The organism is Proteus genomosp. 4 str. ATCC 51469, from assembly GCF_003144375.1.
Taxonomy (GTDB): Bacteria; Pseudomonadota; Gammaproteobacteria; order Enterobacterales; family Enterobacteriaceae; genus Proteus.
This window is the reverse complement of sequence record NZ_PENV01000002.1, coordinates 111,899-130,043: the sequence shown is the minus strand read 5'-3', so window position 1 is coordinate 130,043 and position 18,145 is coordinate 111,899. Positions and strand designations below refer to the sequence as shown.

At 39.3% G+C, this 18,145-nt stretch carries 14 protein-coding genes; 9 read left to right on the top strand and 5 right to left on the bottom strand.

What is annotated here, in order from left to right; translation table 11 throughout:
* Positions 1-46: 46 nt before the first annotated feature.
* The 5 genes from DK866_RS02780 to DK866_RS02760 all read right to left on the bottom strand — a co-directional run bounded on the left by DK866_RS02780 (position 47) and on the right by DK866_RS02760 (position 5,094).
* Positions 47-760, bottom strand: a complete 714-nt coding sequence (locus DK866_RS02780; protein WP_109407648.1) for an ABC transporter ATP-binding protein — start codon at positions 758-760, stop codon at positions 47-49.
* The gene (locus DK866_RS02775) at positions 750-1,586 is read right to left on the bottom strand and encodes an ABC transporter ATP-binding protein (protein ID WP_109407647.1); all 837 of its coding nucleotides are present in this window, start codon (positions 1,584-1,586) and stop codon (positions 750-752) included. Before DK866_RS02775 ends, DK866_RS02780 begins: the two co-directional genes overlap by 11 nt.
* Positions 1,579-2,409 (bottom strand): ABC transporter permease, encoded by an 831-nt coding sequence (locus DK866_RS02770; protein ID WP_109407646.1) that lies wholly within the window; start codon positions 2,407-2,409, stop codon positions 1,579-1,581. Before DK866_RS02770 ends, DK866_RS02775 begins: the two co-directional genes overlap by 8 nt.
* Positions 2,409-3,452: an ABC transporter permease gene (locus tag DK866_RS02765; RefSeq protein WP_109407645.1), complete on the bottom strand. Its 1,044-nt coding sequence runs from the start codon at positions 3,450-3,452 to the stop codon at positions 2,409-2,411. The genes DK866_RS02770 and DK866_RS02765 overlap by 1 nt, the downstream gene beginning before the upstream one ends.
* Before the next feature lie 76 nt (positions 3,453-3,528).
* Entirely contained in the window at positions 3,529-5,094 is a 1,566-nt protein-coding gene (locus tag DK866_RS02760) for an ABC transporter substrate-binding protein (protein WP_109407644.1), read from the bottom strand.
* A 604-nt stretch (positions 5,095-5,698) separates the two neighbouring features.
* On the opposite strand from DK866_RS02760, the gene nirB reads away from it, so the two are divergent.
* From nirB to oppF, 9 genes are all read left to right on the top strand, one after another.
* Positions 5,699-8,245, top strand: a complete 2,547-nt coding sequence (nirB, locus tag DK866_RS02755) for a nitrite reductase large subunit NirB (RefSeq protein ID WP_109407643.1) — start codon at positions 5,699-5,701, stop codon at positions 8,243-8,245.
* The gene (gene nirD, locus DK866_RS02750; protein WP_109407642.1) at positions 8,242-8,586 is read left to right on the top strand and encodes a nitrite reductase small subunit NirD; all 345 of its coding nucleotides are present in this window, start codon (positions 8,242-8,244) and stop codon (positions 8,584-8,586) included. Before nirB ends, nirD begins: the two co-directional genes overlap by 4 nt.
* A 14-nt stretch (positions 8,587-8,600) precedes the next feature.
* Positions 8,601-9,983, top strand: a complete 1,383-nt coding sequence (gene cysG, locus DK866_RS02745; RefSeq protein WP_109407641.1) for a siroheme synthase CysG — start codon at positions 8,601-8,603, stop codon at positions 9,981-9,983.
* A gap of 652 nt (positions 9,984-10,635) precedes the next feature.
* Positions 10,636-12,273 carry an ABC transporter substrate-binding protein gene (locus DK866_RS02740; RefSeq protein WP_109407640.1) on the top strand — a complete coding sequence of 546 codons (1,638 nt, stop codon included), beginning with the start codon at positions 10,636-10,638 and terminating at the stop codon, positions 12,271-12,273.
* A 272-nt stretch (positions 12,274-12,545) separates the two neighbouring features.
* Complete coding sequence (oppA, locus tag DK866_RS02735) at positions 12,546-14,183, top strand: oligopeptide ABC transporter substrate-binding protein OppA (RefSeq protein ID WP_099075552.1); 1,638 nt, start codon at positions 12,546-12,548, stop codon at positions 14,181-14,183.
* A gap of 78 nt (positions 14,184-14,261) precedes the next feature.
* Complete coding sequence (gene oppB / locus DK866_RS02730; protein WP_023581988.1) at positions 14,262-15,182, top strand: oligopeptide ABC transporter permease OppB; 921 nt, start codon at positions 14,262-14,264, stop codon at positions 15,180-15,182.
* Between the two features lie 18 nt (positions 15,183-15,200).
* Positions 15,201-16,109 (top strand): oligopeptide ABC transporter permease OppC, encoded by a 909-nt coding sequence (gene oppC / locus DK866_RS02725; RefSeq protein WP_023581989.1) that lies wholly within the window; start codon positions 15,201-15,203, stop codon positions 16,107-16,109.
* 10 nt (positions 16,110-16,119) lie between these two features.
* Positions 16,120-17,106 (top strand): ABC transporter ATP-binding protein, encoded by a 987-nt coding sequence (locus DK866_RS02720; RefSeq protein WP_109407639.1) that lies wholly within the window; start codon positions 16,120-16,122, stop codon positions 17,104-17,106.
* Entirely contained in the window at positions 17,103-18,110 is a 1,008-nt protein-coding gene (gene oppF / locus DK866_RS02715) for a murein tripeptide/oligopeptide ABC transporter ATP binding protein OppF (RefSeq protein ID WP_036936438.1), read from the top strand. The genes DK866_RS02720 and oppF overlap by 4 nt, the downstream gene beginning before the upstream one ends.
* Positions 18,111-18,145 lie beyond the last annotated feature (35 nt).

The window sequence follows — 18,145 nt, the reverse complement described above, 5'->3', positions numbered from 1 at the left end:
TATTTCTTTGAATACTGCGATTTTTTATTGCATCACCTCTTCTATGTTAATCAAGACGATGAATTCCTTTTGATAACGCATCTCTATCATAGTGTTGGGTCAATTCGCCATTTTCCATTAATGCGGCTCTATCAGACATATGAGCAATCACATCGGCATCATGACTCACTAATAAATAAGTCATATTATGCTGTTTTTTTAGAGTATTAAGCAGATTTAAGATCTCGGCTTGTACTGACATATCCAATGCTGAAGTTGGTTCATCTAATAATAACAATTGAGGTTGTAGCAAAAGGGCTCTTGCAATGGCAACTCGTTGGCGTTGCCCGCCAGAGAGTTGATGAGGATAACGACTTGCCACATCTGCAGATAAACCGACTTGAGCTAATGCCTGTTCAATTGTGCTGTTATCAAAAGAAATTTGATGAATTTTTAAAGGCTCAGAAAAAGCACGTTCAATACGGTGTTGGGGATGTAAAGAGGCATAGGGATCTTGAAATACCATCTGCACATTACGGCGCAATGCGCCTTGAAAACGTTGTTGTGGTTTAATGGTTTGCCCTAAAAGTGACATGTCACCTTGCCAATGGGGCAATAATCCAGCAATGACACGTAAAACAGTCGATTTTCCACAACCAGAACGACCTATCAAGCTAAAGGTTTCACCTTGTTGGACATGTAAGTTGATCCCTTTTACAACATGCTTTGCTTGTTTGCCTTGTTCAAATTGAACATGTAAATCATGAATATTAATTAGCATGATGCTGCCCCTTGAAATTAAGCGTCCTATCTAATACTGGCAATTGTGTGCCATAAGTGCTTGCATTAGGTCTACATGTCCAAAGTGTACGCGTATAAGGATGTGTGGCTGTCGGTAATGCTTTCGCATTGAGTTCATCCACTTGTTCGCCTTGGTACATCACCATGACACGTTCACAATATTCAGCAACGAGAGGCAAATCATGGCTAATGAGTAGTAGACCCATCTTACGCTGCTCACATTGAGTGGTAATCAGTTCAAGAATTTGATGGCGTAATTGGGCATCAAGGGCTGATGTTGGTTCATCGGCAATTAAAATTGTTGGGTTATTAATTAGTGCAATAGCAATCATTGCCCGTTGTCCCATTCCTCCTGACAATTCACCGGGATAGCGGTAAATACTCTGCTCAGGAAAGCCAACAGACAACAGCATTTCGATAATCAATTGACGCCTATCTTGGCGTGAAAGTGTTTGATGGCGTTTTACTGTTTCTTCCACTTGCTGATAAATGGTTTTTACTGGATTTAATGCGTAACGGGGATCTTGCAATACCATCGAAATAGTATTACCTCGAGTGTTATTCCATTGGCGCGATGAAAAATTCAATAGATTATTTCCCATTAAATTGAGTTGCACTGCGCTAACTTTTCCTGGTTGACGTACAAGTCCCATTAATGCGCGGGCTGTCATTGATTTTCCAGAGCCTGATTCACCCACCACGGCCAAACGCTCTTGGCCTAAAGTGAAAGAGACGTTATTAACCACTCTTGCCGTTGGATAATCAATGCAGAGTTTTTTTACTTCAATTAAAGGTGTTTTATTCATGGGTATCTCCCAATATATCTCGAAGCCCATCACCTAATAAATTAAAGGCGAGACTACTGATCAAAATTGCTGTACCCGGAATAGCGGCTACCCACCATTGGTCAAAAATAACGGGCATACCTTCTGCTATCATTGCTCCCCATTCAGCCATAGGAGGGCGAGCACCTAATCCAAGAAAACCTAGACCTGCGGCAGCAAGAATAATCACTGCCAAATTAAGGGCTAAACGCACAATGGCTGATGGTAAGCATAGAGGTAAAATATGTCCCCATAAAAGTCGAACACCTTTTATACCCATCATTTCAGCCGCTGCAAGGTAATCACTATTGCGTAAATGCTGAATTTCACTGCGAGATTGTCGTGCATAAGCAGGCCATGCTGTTAAAGCCAGTGCTAATGCTCCATTAAGAAGACCAGGGCCTAACATTGCAACAAAGGCAAAAGCTAGGATCAATGAAGGCATTGACATCACAACGTCAGTGAATCGCATTAAAATACGTTCAGTCCATCCACCGTAATAACCCGATAAAATCCCGATCAACAACCCTAATGGTAAGGTGATAATAGCCACCAATCCCACCAAACCTAGCATTGGGCGTGTGCCATAAATAATACGGGAAAGGATATCTCGCCCATAATTATCTGTACCTAACCAGTGTTCAGCGTTGGGTGCTAATAAGCGTTGGGCTGCATGTTGCCAATTTGGATCGTAAGGGGCTAACCAAGGTGCAAAAATAGCAATAATCAACAGTAAAATAAGCAACGATAAACCGATAAATGCGGAAGGCGAACGCGCTATTTTTCTTAAAAATGAAGGTGACATTAGCGGAGCCTCGGATCAGTCAAACGAATAACGATATCGGTCATATTATTAATAAAGACAAAGCATAAACCGATAATTAAAGTACCGCCCATAATGGCTGTGGTATCACCCGCAAAAAGTGCAGTTGTAAGATATCGACCAATTCCCGGCCAAGAAAAGACCGTTTCTGTTAATACCGCACCTTCTAACATACCAGTATAAGACAGGGCGATTATGGTCAGTAATACACCACGAATATTAGGTAATACGTGATAAAAAAGAATACGTAACTCACCAATACCTTTTGCTCTTGCTAAGGTGACGTACTCTTTATTCATTTCGTTTAAACAGGCAGAACGAGTTAAACGAGTAATAGAGGCAAGGGCAAAATAAGCTAACAGAGAAACGGGCAAAATAAGGTGTGATAGCGCGTTAAAAAAGGCATCTTTATCACCCGCTAATAAGGTATCGATTAACGCAAAGCCTGTTACAGGTTCAATCGTAAATTGATAAATATCGTCTAATCGTCCAGGGCCTGCTGTCCATTGCAGTGTGGCATAGAAAATTAATAACAAAATTAAACCTAGCCAGAAAATAGGAACAGAGCTACCTAATAGCGTCAAAATGCGTAAAACAAAATCGAGAGGTGTACCGACAAAACGAGCACATAATACACCAAATAAAATGCCTAAACTGGTACCAATAATCAATGCAACTGTTGCTAACTCTAAAGTGGCGGGGAAAGTCGACAATAAATCATCAAGAACGGGTTGACCCGTTGATGTCGCTGTTCCCAAATGCCCTTGTAATAACGCTTCTACATAGTGAAAAAACTGCATATAGAGAGGTAAATCCAGCCCCAATTCATGTTTGACTTGGTTATAGGTTTCGAGGCTCGCATGATCACCAACAATTTGCAGAACAGGATCAACAGGGGAAAGAGCAGAAAGCGTGAAAGTAATTACAAGAAGTCCAAAAATCGTGAGTACTAATGTCAATATTCCTTGAGCAAAAGTAATTAACTGACCTTTTAGACGAATAGGTAACGTCATAGCAGTATTCATACAGCAATAGCCTAGTAAAATGGCAAAAAATAGACCATCCACAATAGCATGACTGTGGATGGTTTCAGGAAAAATATTACTTAGTTACTTTGTCATAATAAACCATATCTGCATTTAGGCCTTGGGCATAACCTTTAACATTATCGCGCATAACGATTTGGTTTTTACCTTGGTCGATAAACACATAAGGTGAACTACGTTGTAACTCTTTTTGCATTTCAGTATAGAGTGATTGACGTTTTGTTTTGTCTGCTTCATTTAGTGCAGTCAATGTTTGTTGGCTTAGTTCAGGGATTTTCCAACCATTTAACCAAGCAACAGTATTGGATTGTCCATCGTTATAAGCAAAGGCACTCGCATTTGAATGCGCATCAAAATAGTCTGGGATCCAAAAACGGATCGCAGCTTGGTGTTGTTTAGCGCGTACGCGGCTATACACTTGGCTACCTGCTGCTGGTAATAAATCAACTTGTACACCTGCTTGAGCAAAGCTTGCCTGAATGGATTGCGCCACCGTAATGTAAGGTACTTTGTTCTCAACATCCAATGTAAAGCGAGCATTGGTAATGCCTGCTTTGGCTAAAATTGCCTTCGCTTTTTCGGGATCAAAGGTGAATGGATTATCTTTTAATGCACCCGGTAAACCTACTGGCAAAAAGCTTTGGTGAATAAAATACTGACCACGCATTAGATCTTCAGTAATGCCTTTGTAGTCAACTAAATAACGAGACGCTTCCCAAAATGCGGGGTTACTAAGTGCAGGGTTTCCGCTGGCGGTATTAAAAGCCATATAAACTTGTTCTGCGGAAGGAATATTTAAGATTTGAATACCGGCTTTACCAGCCAGTGCCGCGGTTTGGTCAGTACCCAGTTCGCGTGCGATATCTGCATCACCTTTCTCAATCAGTAAACGACGTGATGCTGGATCAGGTACGTTTTTAATAATGATATTCGCCATTTTAGGCGCGCCAGTTGGTGAGAGAGGGTTGGCTTCTAACACAATCGCTTGACGAGGTTGATAAGCACGCATTTTGTATGCGCCACTTCCTGCTGAGTTCATTTTCAGCCAGCTATTTCCAAAGTCATTATTTTTAATATGAGCAGAAACCAGCTTTTCATCAACGATAGAAGCAATCGGGGTTGAGAGGATATTTAGCACAACATCAGGGCTAACATCGGCGGTCCAACGCACTTCTAATTCATTATCACTGACTTTTTTCAGCAGTGAATTAATGTTATCTGTTTTCCAACCTAAGACATTTAAAATAAAGGCAGGTGATTTATTCATGGTGATCGCACGCTGATAAGAGAAGATAATATCTTCAGGGCGAACGGTGTTACCAGATGCAAATTTTGCATCAGGTTTAATTTTAAATACGATAGATTTTTGTTCAGGATTGGCTTGCCAGCTTTCAACTAAAATCGGTTCATTAATCTCAGGATTATCACGATTAGGTTGAACAATACGCTGATATAAGCTAGGTACAGTTTGAATACTAGACAGTTCATTACTTTCGGCGGGATCAAGGCTGACAATATCATCAAGCCCTTGTACCACAATTAATGTATTCGCGGGTGTTGCTGCAAATGCTGGTACGGAAAGGGCACCCACAACGAATAATGATAATAATTTTGCTTTCATGAGACGCTCCCTGAAACGGTGTAGCTAAAGTCGTTATGTCAATAACTTATTAGAGCGTGTTAGCCTTTTATGGTCAATTTTTATTCGAATTAAAAGCATTTTAGGCAAGGCGATAAACACTAGCCTAGTGAACTAAGCTAGTGTTTATCAACGCAGAATAAAATGAGTAAAACGTCTTTTAATCGAACCTGTAAGGCAGCTTTCAACACTTGTTTTTATCTTAAGTGGACATTGTTAATGGCAATCAATGTCCATACTCGTTGAGTCGTTTGCTTTACTCGGTTTTCTTGCTGTAAAAATAAGCAAAAAAGGTTAACACGCTCTAATTATTATTACTTTGTGAAATTAACTTAGGCAAAACGTGACCGATGCGCAAAGTTTTAATTACGCTTACATATAACGTTTGGTTATAAGCAACCAAAATTAATTATGGTAGAAGAATAATTAACCGCAAGAAGATGAGAATTAAATACTCCTTTAGTAGTAACTCATTGACTATTAAGTTGTAGTAGCTGAATTGATTAAGCTATGTTTGATATTCATCAATATTCCTTATGAGTAGTTTCGTATTTTAGCCTTAGAAATCTTTAAATCTGAGGCAAAAATGAGCAAGAAAACACTCGCAATCATCGGTAATGGTATGGTGGGACACCGTTATATCGAAGAGCTGATTGATAAAGGTGGCAATGAAGAATTTGATATTGTCGTCTTTTGTGAAGAACCTCGCGTTGCATATGATAGAGTCCATCTCTCCTCTTATTTTTCCCATCACACTGCTGAAGAACTCTCTTTAGTTAAACAAGGATATTATGAGAAACATCAAATAGAAGTATTAATTGGTGAACGAGTAATAACCATCAATCGTGAAGAAAAAGTGGTACACACCAATACAGGGCGTTGTGTTAGTTACGATAAGTTAGTGATGGCAACTGGCTCTTATCCGTGGATACCACCTATAAAGGGAAATAATTCATCAGATTGCTTTGTTTATCGAACTATTGAAGATTTAAATGCTATCGAATCTTGTGCTCGTATTAGTCGTAAAGGCGCGGTAATTGGTGGTGGACTTTTAGGGTTAGAAGCCGCTGGTGCGCTAAAAAGTTTAGGTATCGAAACTCATGTTATTGAATTTGCACCAACCTTAATGGCGGAACAACTTGATACATTAGGTGGAGAGCAACTTAAGCGAAAAATAGAGCGTATGGGTGTTAAAGTGCATACCTCTAAAAACACACAAGAAATATTATCGACAGGCGAAAATGCACGAAAAACACTGCAATTTGCAGATGGTACTTCTCTTGAAGTTGATTTTATTGTGTTTTCCACAGGTATTCGTCCGAAAGATAAACTGGCTCGTCAATGTGATTTAGACATTGCCCCAAGAGGAGGCATTGTTATTAATGATTACTGCCAAACAACAGATCCTGATATTTATGCCATTGGTGAATGTGCATCTTGGCAAAATAAAACCTTCGGTTTAGTAGCGCCGGGCTACAAAATGGCACAAGTTGCCGTTGATAATTTATTAGGTCATCACTCTGTCTTTCAAGGAGCCGATTTAAGTGCAAAATTAAAACTTCTCGGTGTCGATGTTGGCGGTATTGGTGATGCTCATGGGCAACAAGCAGGGTGTCGTAGCTATATTTATTTGGACGAAGGCAAAGAAATTTATAAACGCCTGATCGTGAGTGAAGATAATAAATACTTATTAGGGGCGGTATTAGTGGGAGATACTGAAGATTATGGCAATCTTCTACAGTTGTCACTCAATACTATTGAATTACCAGAACACCCAGATAGCTTAATTTTACCAGCACATGCAGGAAGTAAACCTGCAATCGGAGTTGATTCCTTACCTGAAACAGCGCAAATCTGCTCTTGTTTTGACGTTACAAAAGGCGACATTATTCAAGCAATTGAACGAGGTTGTCATACAGTTGCTGCCATTAAAGCGGAAACTAAAGCAGGTACAGGGTGTGGTGGTTGTATTCCTCTTGTGACTCAAGTCTTAAATGCAGAATTAGCCAAACAAGGTATTGAAGTTAACCACCATCTTTGTGAACATTTCCACTATTCTCGCCAAGAGCTTTATCATCTTATTCGTGTAGAAGGACTGAAAAGTTTTGATGAGCTACTGAAAAAACATGGCCAAGGTTATGGTTGTGAAGTGTGTAAACCTACAGTGGGTTCATTGCTTGCCTCATGTTGGAATGAGTATATCTTGCGTGATGATTTAGTTTCTTTGCAAGATACTAACGATAACTTTCTCGCGAATATGCAAAAAGATGGGACTTATTCCATTATTCCTCGCTCTCCTGGTGGTGAAATTCCCCCCGCTGGTATTATCGCTATTGGGCAAATCGCTCAAGAATACAATTTGTATACCAAAATTACTGGCTCGCAACGAATGGCAATGTTCGGTGCGCACAAACAGGATTTACCTGCCATTTGGGAAAAATTAATTGCAGCCGGTTTTGAGACAGGCCATGCCTACGCGAAAGCATTGCGTATGGTAAAAACGTGTGTAGGTAGCAGTTGGTGTCGTTTTGGTGTTGGTGACAGTGTTGGTTTGGGGGTTGCGTTAGAGCATCGTTATAAAGGTATTAGAACACCTCATAAGATGAAATTTGGTGTCTCAGGCTGTACCCGTGAATGTTCTGAAGCACAAGGCAAAGATGTCGGTATTATCGCCACCGACAAAGGCTGGAACCTCTATTTCGGTGGAAACGGTGGCATGAAACCACGCCACGGAGATCTCTTTGCATCGGATCTTGATGAAGAAACCTTAGTACATTATATCGACCGCTTTATGATGTTTTATATTCGCACGGCAGATAAGTTACAACGAACGTCAGTATGGCTAGATAATTTAGAAGGGGGTATTGAATATTTACGTGATGTCATTATTCACGACAAATTAGGCTTAAACACACAGTTAGAAAAAGAGCTGAAAGCCTTACAAGAACGGGTTGCTTGTGAATGGAAAGAAACGGTTGATTCTCCAAAAGCATTAAAACGTTTTGCCCACTTTATTAATAATTCAATGCCTGATCCGACAGTGCAAACGGTAAAAGAACGATTTCAACATCGTCCAGCTCGTTTACATGAACGTATTGATATCAAATTGGTCACTGAGGAGGCGCAATCATGAGCCAATGGATAGCGGTTTGCCAAATAGATGATATTACACCGGGAACGGGTGTTTGTGCGCTGGTGGAGCAAGATCACGTTGCCATTTTTCGCCCTTATTCTGATGCGCGTTTATATGCGTTAAGCAATATCGATCCCTTTGCACATTCCAGTGTTCTATCTCGAGGATTAATTGCTGAACATGAAAACGAGTTGTATATCGTTAGTCCACTAAAAAAACAGCATTTTCGTTTAACGGATGGTTTTTGCCTTGAAGATAAGAATTTCTCGATCACTCATTTTGATGTCAAGGTTGAAGGTAACACCGTTAGCGTACGCAGCCGTAATAGATCATCTCAATAAATAGGGGAATGAATATGGATTACTTTCCAATATTCTGTCAGCTTAAAGATAAACCTTGTTTATTAGTGGGAGGCGGTGAGATTGCTGAACGTAAAGCCAGATTGCTTATGGAGGCAGGCGCTGATCTTTCTGTCATCGCTCCTTCGTTTACAAGTCAGTTTATGCAATGGCACACCGAGCAAAAACTAAACTGTGTCACAGGGCTATTTACGGCTGATCATCTGTCTGGTAAATGGCTTATTATTGCAGCGACAAATAGCGAGCAAGTGAATCAACAGGTTTTCCAAATAGCAACAGAAAAACAGATATTTTGTAATGTGGTTGATTCACCAGAGCAAGCCAGCTTTATTATGCCATCTGTCATAGATCGCTCTCCTATTATGGTGGCAATTTCATCGGGCGGAAAAGCACCTGTACTCGCTCGTATTTTGCGAGAAAAAATTGAGCAACTTCTCCCTAATTATTTAGGTGCGTTAGCACAACTTGCCGGAAAATTACGTGAGCAAATAAAACAGCGTTTTTCATCGATGAATGCCAGACGTTATTTTTGGGAGCAATTTTTTGCAGATAAATCATTACAAGCCGAAATAGAAGCGCAAAGAGACGACGGTATCCAGCAATGTATTGGCGCACTGTTATCTGAAAATCAGCAACCTCAAGGCAGTGTTGTTTTAGTCGGCGCAGGGCCGGGTGATGCTGGGCTAATGACGATTAAAGGTTTACAGCAGTGTCAGCAAGCTGATGTCATAGTTTACGATAGATTAGTGTCTGATGAGATTATGGCTCTTGTTCGTAGAGATGCACAACGTATTTATGTTGGTAAGCAAGCAGGTTTTCACTGTGTTCCTCAAGATGAGATCAACCAAATTTTAATCAAAGAAGCTACCGCAGGAAAACGAGTAGTGAGATTAAAAGGAGGTGATCCCTTTATTTTTGGTCGAGGCAGTGAAGAGTTAGAAGCTTTAATTGAACACCGTATTCCATTCTCAGTGATCCCCGGTATTACGGCAGCATCAGGCTGTACAACTTATGCGGGTATTCCTTTAACGCATCGAGATTATGCGCAAAGCGTCCGTTTTATTACAGGACATGGTAAAGGGTTAAATGAAGCTCAGTGGCAATGTATTGCGCAAAAGAATCAAACATTGGTTTTTTACATGGGATTGAGTAAAGCTCATTACATTCAGCAAATGCTACTCAGTCAAAACATGTGTGCGACAATGCCTGTTGCTATTATCGAAAAAGGAACATTAACAGCACAAAAAGTGATTATTGGGCAATTACATCAACTTGCACAGATGGCAGAAACAATGGAAAGTCCAGCGCTGATTATTGTGGGAGAAGTCGTCAAATTGAATGAGAAGCTACAATGGTTTCAATCAAAATCGGCTAACTAGCTGAAAAAAATTGAAGTTATTATTTAAAAATAAAAAACCTCTTTAATATTCGAGATGTATATTAAAGAGATTTTTTTATCTAACTCATAGAAATATAAATGAAAAATTTTTTATTTTTATTTCAATTAAAAATTTAGATTAAATTTTAAAAATAAACAATAAAAGTGAATGTTTAATAATCTATAAATATTTTTAAATTAGAATTATTATTCAGTCTAAAGATGAATTTATTGTTATTTATAATTAATTTTAAAGAGAAACTCTTTACAAACGAAGCGCCATAAAGTTCTGCAAGTCGGTTAAAACCCATCCTAATTATATTAATTTTGTGAGCTAAGTAGGTTTTCTATCTATAAAACTTGCATGATGTTAATTTAATGTTTATTTGTTGTTTTGCCTTTCTCGATATGTATTTTTTATTTTCTCAAGATAGAACGCTAGAGGGCTCAATAAAGTTAAGTGATAAGAATACCGCATTAATTGACAAAATTTACGATAAGTGTAAAAAAGAAAGGTGTTGTTATCATTTTTTATCTCGTTAATATCAGCAAATATCTAAGAGCCACAAATATTACAATCAAAATTTAACAACGATACCTAACGTTAATTGAGCGACCCCGCTATAAATTATTGTTTATTAGGAGAGGTACCCATGAAAAATAAAGTTACGTTAAAAACAGTGTTTCCACTCAGTATTATGTCACTTGTCTTAACCTCCTTTTTTTCTCATGCCGTCACTCTTCCTGAAGGCACTATTCTGGCAAAGCAACAGAATATTGTAATTAATAACGGAACTGAAGTTTCATCTCTTGATCCGCATAAAGTAGAAGGCGCACCAGAAACTAATATTATTTTAAATTTATTAGAAGGGCTGACTTATGTTGGACCGAATGGTGAAAGTATGCCAGGCGTTGCACAACGCTGGGAAACAGATGATAACAAGGTGTGGACATTCTATTTGCGAGAAGATGCAAAATGGAGTGATGGTTCTCCAGTTACTGCTGAAGATTTTGTTTATAGCTGGCGTCGAGTCGTAGATCCTAAAACCGGTTCACCTTATGCCAGTTATCTCGAATATGCTTATGTTGAAAATATTACAGATATTCTTAGTGGCAAAAAATCCCCTGAAACATTAGGTGTGAAAGCGATAGATCCTCACACTTTGCAAGTCAACTTAACCAAACCAATTCCTTATTTAATCGATATGGTCAGTCACACACCGTTGAAACCCGTTAAAAAAGAGATTGTTGAAAAATATGGCGTGAATTGGACTCGCCCAGAAAACTTTGTTGGCAATGGTGCTTATGTTATTGAAAATTGGGTTGTGAATGAAAAAGTGACTTTAAAGCGTAATCCACTTTATTGGGATAATAAAAATACCATTATAGAGCAAGCCACATTTTTGCCAATTAGCTCAGAAGCCAGCGATATTAACCGTTATCGTAGTGGTGAAATTGATATTACTAACAGCGCTATTCCTCCAGTTCTTTATAAAAAAATGAAGCAAGAACAGTCTGATAATTTACACGTTACACCTTATCTATGTACCTTTTATTATGAACTCAATAATAAAAAAGCACCTTTTGATGACGCCCGCGTTCGGGAAGCTGTGAAATTAACACTTGATAGGCAAGTAATTGCCGAAAAAATAATGGGGCAAGGGCAAATCCCTGCTTATTCTTTTACACCCTCTTTTATTGGTAATGGTAATTTTAAGCCACCTAAATGGGCATATTGGACACAACAACAACGTAATGAAAGGGCGCGAGAGTTATTAAAAGAAGCCGGGTTTGATAGTAAAAATCCGCTGACTTTTACATTGCTTTACAACACATCAGATCAAAATAAACAGCAAGCTATTGCAGCCGCATCAATGTGGAAGAAAAGTATTGGCGCTAATGTCACGTTACAAAATCAAGAATGGAAAACGGCGCTAGAAAATCGTAATCAGGGCAATTACCAAGTTGCGAGAGCAACATGGTGTGCAGATTACAATGAACCAACTTCATTTTTAAACTCATTTCTTTCTAAAAGTAGCCTAAATACGGTCTTTTATGAAAATAAAACCTATGACGACACATTAAATAATGCACTACTTGCACTCGATAATGGTGCTCGTCATCAACTCTATCAACGTGCTGAAGCCTTGCTAGATAAGGATTCAGCGATAGTACCTGTTTATTATCGCGTCAGTGTTAGATTAGTCAGTCCAAAAGTAGGTGGATTTACAGGTAAAGACCCCTTTGATTATACGGACTTAAAGCGCTATTTTATAAAGGTAGATAACTAAAACTGGTAAATTATCGGTATTCTATAGTTATGTACGATTTAAATGATTAAAAGTGACATTAACTGTAGTAAAAAATAAAAAAGCTACACAAAAAAAGATAACGGCATAAAAAAATTATAATGTTATCAGGCAATTAAGTACTGATGGCAATTAAGCAAGTTTGATTTATTTTTTGTAAAAACAATAAGTTGTGTAAACCGTTCTAAAACACAACTAAACATCACAGAATGGTTGTCTAACAACCAACTCACTAACTGGGAGTATTTTATAAGATGAGTAATTTAACTAAAAAGAGTGCGTTGGCGATTGCAATAAGCGCAATCTTTGGATTGTCAGCGCTAACAGCTAACGCTGCAGTTGTTCCAGATGGGGTGAAATTAGCTGAAAAACAAGTGCTTGTACGTAATAATGGTTCTGAACCACAATCGCTTGATCCTCATAAAATTGAAGGTGTGCCTGAATCTGCATTAGCTCGTGATCTTTTCGAAGGTGTGACAATAGTTGGCCCAGATGGCGAAATTTTACCAGGTTCAGCAACTAGCTGGGAAAATAAAGACTTCACCGTTTGGACATTCAAAATTCGTGAAGGCGCTAAATGGTCAAATGGTGAGCCTGTTACAGCACAAGATTTCGTTTATAGCTGGCAACGTTTAGCTGATCCTAATACTGCATCTCCTTATGAGAGCTATCTACAATATGCACATATCGTGAATATCGACGATATTATTGCGGGTAAGAAAAAAGCCACAGAATTAGGTGTTAAGGCATTAGATAACAACACATTAGAAATTACTTTATCTGAAGCAGTGCCTTATCTACCAAAATTATTAGCTCACTCCTCCATGTCGCCAGTTAACCAAAAAGTGATTGAAAAATTTGGCGAAAAATGGACACAACCAGCTAACTTCGTCGGCAACGGCGCTTATAATTTGAAAGACTGGACAGTCAACGAGCGTATTGTTTTAGAGCGTAGCCCAACTTATTGGGATAACAAAAGTACCGTTATTGATAAAGTTACGTTCCTACCTATCTCATCAGAAGTCACCGACGTAAACCGCTATCGTGCGGGTGAAATCGACATGACATATAGCAATTTACCGATCGAACTTTTCCAAAAACTGAAAAAAGAGATCCCAGATGAATTGCGCATAAGTCCATATTTATGTACTTATTATTATGAAATTAATAATGAGAAAGCACCGTTTAACGATCCGCGTGTTCGTGAAGCACTTAAGCTTTCAATGGATAGAGATATCATCACTTATAAAGTGAAAAACCAAGGTGATATTCCGGCTTACGGCTTTACCCCTCCATTCACTGACGGCATTAAAGAGAGTAAACCAGAGTGGTTTGCGACTTGGACTCAAGAACAACGTAATGAAAAAGCACGCCAATTGTTAGAAGAGGCGGGCTATAACAAAGCCAATCCACTGAAATTTAAACTGCTGTACAACACTTCTGATCTTCACAAAAAAGTGGCCATTGCTGCCTCTTCAATTTGGAAGAAAAACTTAGGTGCTGATGTTTCTCTTGAAAACCAAGAGTGGAAGACGTTCTTAGATACTCGTCACCAAGGAACTTATGATGTTGCTCGTGCCGGTTGGTGTGCAGATTATAATGAACCTTCTTCATTCCTGAACATGATGCTGTCTTACAGCAGTAACAACACTGTTCACTATAAAAACACAGAGTTTGACGCATTGATCAAAGAGTCTTTACGCGTGAAATCTGATGATGAACGTGCCGCTATTTATCAAAAAGCTGAAGGTGTATTAGATAAAGATTCGGCTATCGTTCCACTTTACTACTATGTAAACACCCGCTTAGTGAAACCTTATGTTGGGGGTTATTCAGGTAAAGATCCATTAGATAATTTACATACTAAAGACTTGTATATTATTGCTAAGTAATCGGGCGAGGCCTTGTCTTTTTAAGGCAAGGTCTTTTTATCGTCACGCCTGAATAGGTTTGTGTTATAGGAACGGGCAATGCTCAAATTTATTTTTCGTCGCTTTCTGGAAGCGATACCGACTCTATTTATTCTAATAACGATTTCGTTCTTTATGATGCGCTTAGCGCCGGGTAGCCCTTTTACGGGTGAAAGAAAACTCCCGCCTGAGGTAATGGCAAATATTGAAGCGAAATACCATTTAAACGATCCCATTTATAAGCAATATTTCGATTATTTAATTCAGTTATCGAAAGGGGATTTAGGGCCTTCTTTTAAATATAAAGACTACAGTGTAAACACCTTAGTCGGTAAAGCATTCCCTGTTTCAGCTAAATTAGGGCTGTCGGCATTTATTTTTGCCGTAATTTTAGGTGTGGGGGCAGGCGTGATAGCGGCACTGAATCAGAACACCAAATGGGATTATACCGTCATGACTTTTGCCATGACGGGGGTTGTAATACCGAGTTTTGTTGTCGCACCACTGTTAGTGCTCATTTTCGCTATTACCTTAAGGTGGTTACCAGCTGGAGGTTGGAATGGTGGCGCGGTGCAATATATGTTGTTGCCAATGATTGCATTATCACTTTCTTACATTGCTAGCATCTCGCGTATTACCCGTAGTTCAATGATTGAAGTATTACACTCAAACTTTATCAGAACGGCAAAAGCGAAAGGCTTGCCGATGAAAAGAATTGTACTGCGTCATGCTTTAAAACCTGCGTTGCTACCTGTTATCTCTTATATGGGGCCTGCATTCGTCGGTATTATTACGGGCTCAATGGTTATTGAAACCATCTTTGGATTGCCGGGTATCGGACAACTTTTCGTTAATGGTGCTTTAAATCGAGATTACTCACTAGTATTAAGTTTGACCATTATCGTAGGTGCATTAACGATTTTCTTTAATGCAATTGTCGATATTTTATATGCTGTTATTGATCCGAAAATTCGTTATTAATAGACACTGGAGCGCGTTATGTTATCACTGAAGGAAAACAGCGAAGCTCTGGGGAATTTCTCGGAGCAGCTAGATATTGAAGGTCGTAGTTTATGGCAAGATGCTCGTCGTCGTTTTATGCACAATAAAGCTGCGATCACGAGTCTTGTGTTACTTTTCTTTATTTTATTATTTGTTATTTTTGCCCCAATGTTATCGCCATTTGTTTATGACGATACAGATTGGGAAATGATGTCGATGGCACCTGATTTTGCCTCTTCTCACTATTTTGGTACAGACTCATCTGGGCGCGACTTACTCGTCCGTGTTGCGATTGGTGGGCGTATTTCATTAATGGTCGGTATCGCTGCTGCCTTTGTTGCTGTTATTGTGGGTACGCTGTATGGCGCAATGGCAGGCTATATTGGTGGACGTGTTGACTCTGTGATGATGCGTTTGCTGGAAATCTTAAACTCATTCCCATTTATGTTCTTTGTTATCTTATTGGTGACATTTTTTGGTCAAAATATCTTACTGATTTTCGTTGCGATCGGAATGGTATCTTGGCTCGATATGGCGCGTATTGTAAGAGGACAAACCTTAAGTCTAAAACGTAAAGAGTTTATTGAAGCGGCATTAGTCTGTGGTGTGTCATCACGTAATATCGTACTAAGACATATCGTACCTAACGTATTAGGTGTGGTGGTGGTTTATGCCTCTTTACTAGTGCCTAGTATGATTTTATTTGAATCCTTCTTAAGCTTCTTAGGTTTAGGAACACAAGAGCCATTAAGTAGTTGGGGAGCACTATTAAGTGATGGTGCAAACTCAATGGAAGTTTCTCCTTGGTTATTACTTTTCCCGGCTTCGTTCTTAGTTGTCACACTGTTTTGCTTTAACTTTATCGGTGATGGCTTACGTGACGCATTAGACCCGAAAGATCGTTAAGGAGAACAAAATGACAAATTCAACAAGCAAGTCGTTATTAAGTGTTAAAGATCTCAGCGTGACTTTCGGTACCGCAGATGGTGATGTTACTGCCGTTAATAAACTCAACTTTGAATTATCAGCAGGTGAAACCTTAGGGATTGTTGGTGAATCGGGTTCAGGTAAATCGCAAACAGCATTCGCATTGATGGGATTATTAGCGAAAAATGGTCGTACAGCGGGTAGTGCCAATTTTAATGGACGTGAGATCTTAAATCTTCGCCAAAGCGAATTAAATAAAATGCGCGCTGAAGAAATATCCATGATATTTCAAGATCCAATGACCTCATTAAATCCCTATATGAAAGTGGGCGCGCAGCTGATTGAAGTATTAATGCTACATAAAGGCATGAGTAAAAATGATGCTTATGCGGAATCTGTGCGTATGTTAGATGCCGTAAAAATGCCTGAAGCGCATAAACGAATGAGTATGTACCCTCATGAATTTTCAGGCGGGATGCGTCAACGTGTCATGATTGCAATGGCATTGCTGTGTAAGCCTAAACTGTTAATTGCAGATGAACCAACAACAGCACTTGATGTGACGGTTCAAGCACAAATCATGACACTGTTAAATGAGCTTAAAAATGATTTAAACACTGCAATTATTATGATCACCCATGACTTAGGGGTTGTTGCAGGGATTTGCGATAAAGTATTGGTAATGTATGCAGGGCGTACTATGGAGTACGGGAAAGCGCGTGATATCTTCTATCAACCCTCACACCCTTATTCTATTGGGTTACTACAAGCCGTTCCGCGTTTAGACGGTGAAGATGAGCGACTAGCGACCATTCCGGGTAATCCTCCTAACTTATTGCGTTTACCAAAAGGTTGCCCATTCCAACCACGCTGTCAGTATGCAACAGAGCAATGTTTGTCGAATGAGCCTGAATTAGCGCAATTTGCACAAGGGCGATTACGAGCCTGTTTTAAAGCGGTGGAGGAATTGGTATGACGCAGGCCACATTACAAGATAGAAAAGTTATTCTTGAAGTGAATGACTTAAAGGTTTATTTCGATGTTCAAGATAATAAGCAGTGGTTTTGGAAAGCGAAAAAAAGTCTAAAAGCTGTCGACGGTGTCACACTGCGCCTATATGAAGGCGAAACCCTTGGTGTTGTTGGTGAATCTGGTTGTGGTAAATCAACGTTTGCGCGTGCCATTATTGGTTTAGTCAAAGCCTCTGGTGGAACTGTCTCATGGTTAGGTAATGATTTACTGGGAATGGGGAATAAGCAATGGCGAGATATTCGCCAAGATATCCAGATGATATTCCAAGATCCGCTGGCTTCCTTAAACCCAAGAATGACGATTGGCGATATTATTGCCGAACCGCTTAAAACCTATCATCCTAAAATGAAACAGGCGCAAGTGGTTGAAAAAGTCAAAGCAATGATGATGCGAGTCGGATTATTGCCAAACTTAATCAACCGCTACCCACACGAATTCTCTGGTGGACAATGCCAACGTATCGGTATTGCTCGCGCGTTAATTCTAGAGCCTAAATTAGTGATTTGTGATGAACCTGTTTCAGCATTAGACGTATCAATTCAGGCTCAAGTGGTTAACTTGCTGAAAGATATTCAAAAAGAGATGGGATTATCTTTGATCTTTATTGCGCATGATCTGGCAGTGGTAAAACATATTTCAGATCGTGTATTGGTGATGTATTTAGGACACGCGGTGGAATTAGGGACTTATGATGAAGTTTATCATCATCCATTACACCCTTATACCAAAGCGCTGATGTCAGCAGTGCCTATTCCTGATCCCGATAAAGAGCGTAACAAGCATATTGATTTATTAGAGGGAGAATTACCTTCTCCGATTAATCCACCATCAGGCTGTATATTCCGTACACGTTGTCCGATGGCTGATGAAGAATGTGCAAAAACACGTCCTTTATTAGAAGGAAGCTTTCGCCACGCAGTCTCTTGTTTAAAAGTAGATCCGCTTTAATGTAATAAATAAGTATTGATAAGAGAAGAAGTCCG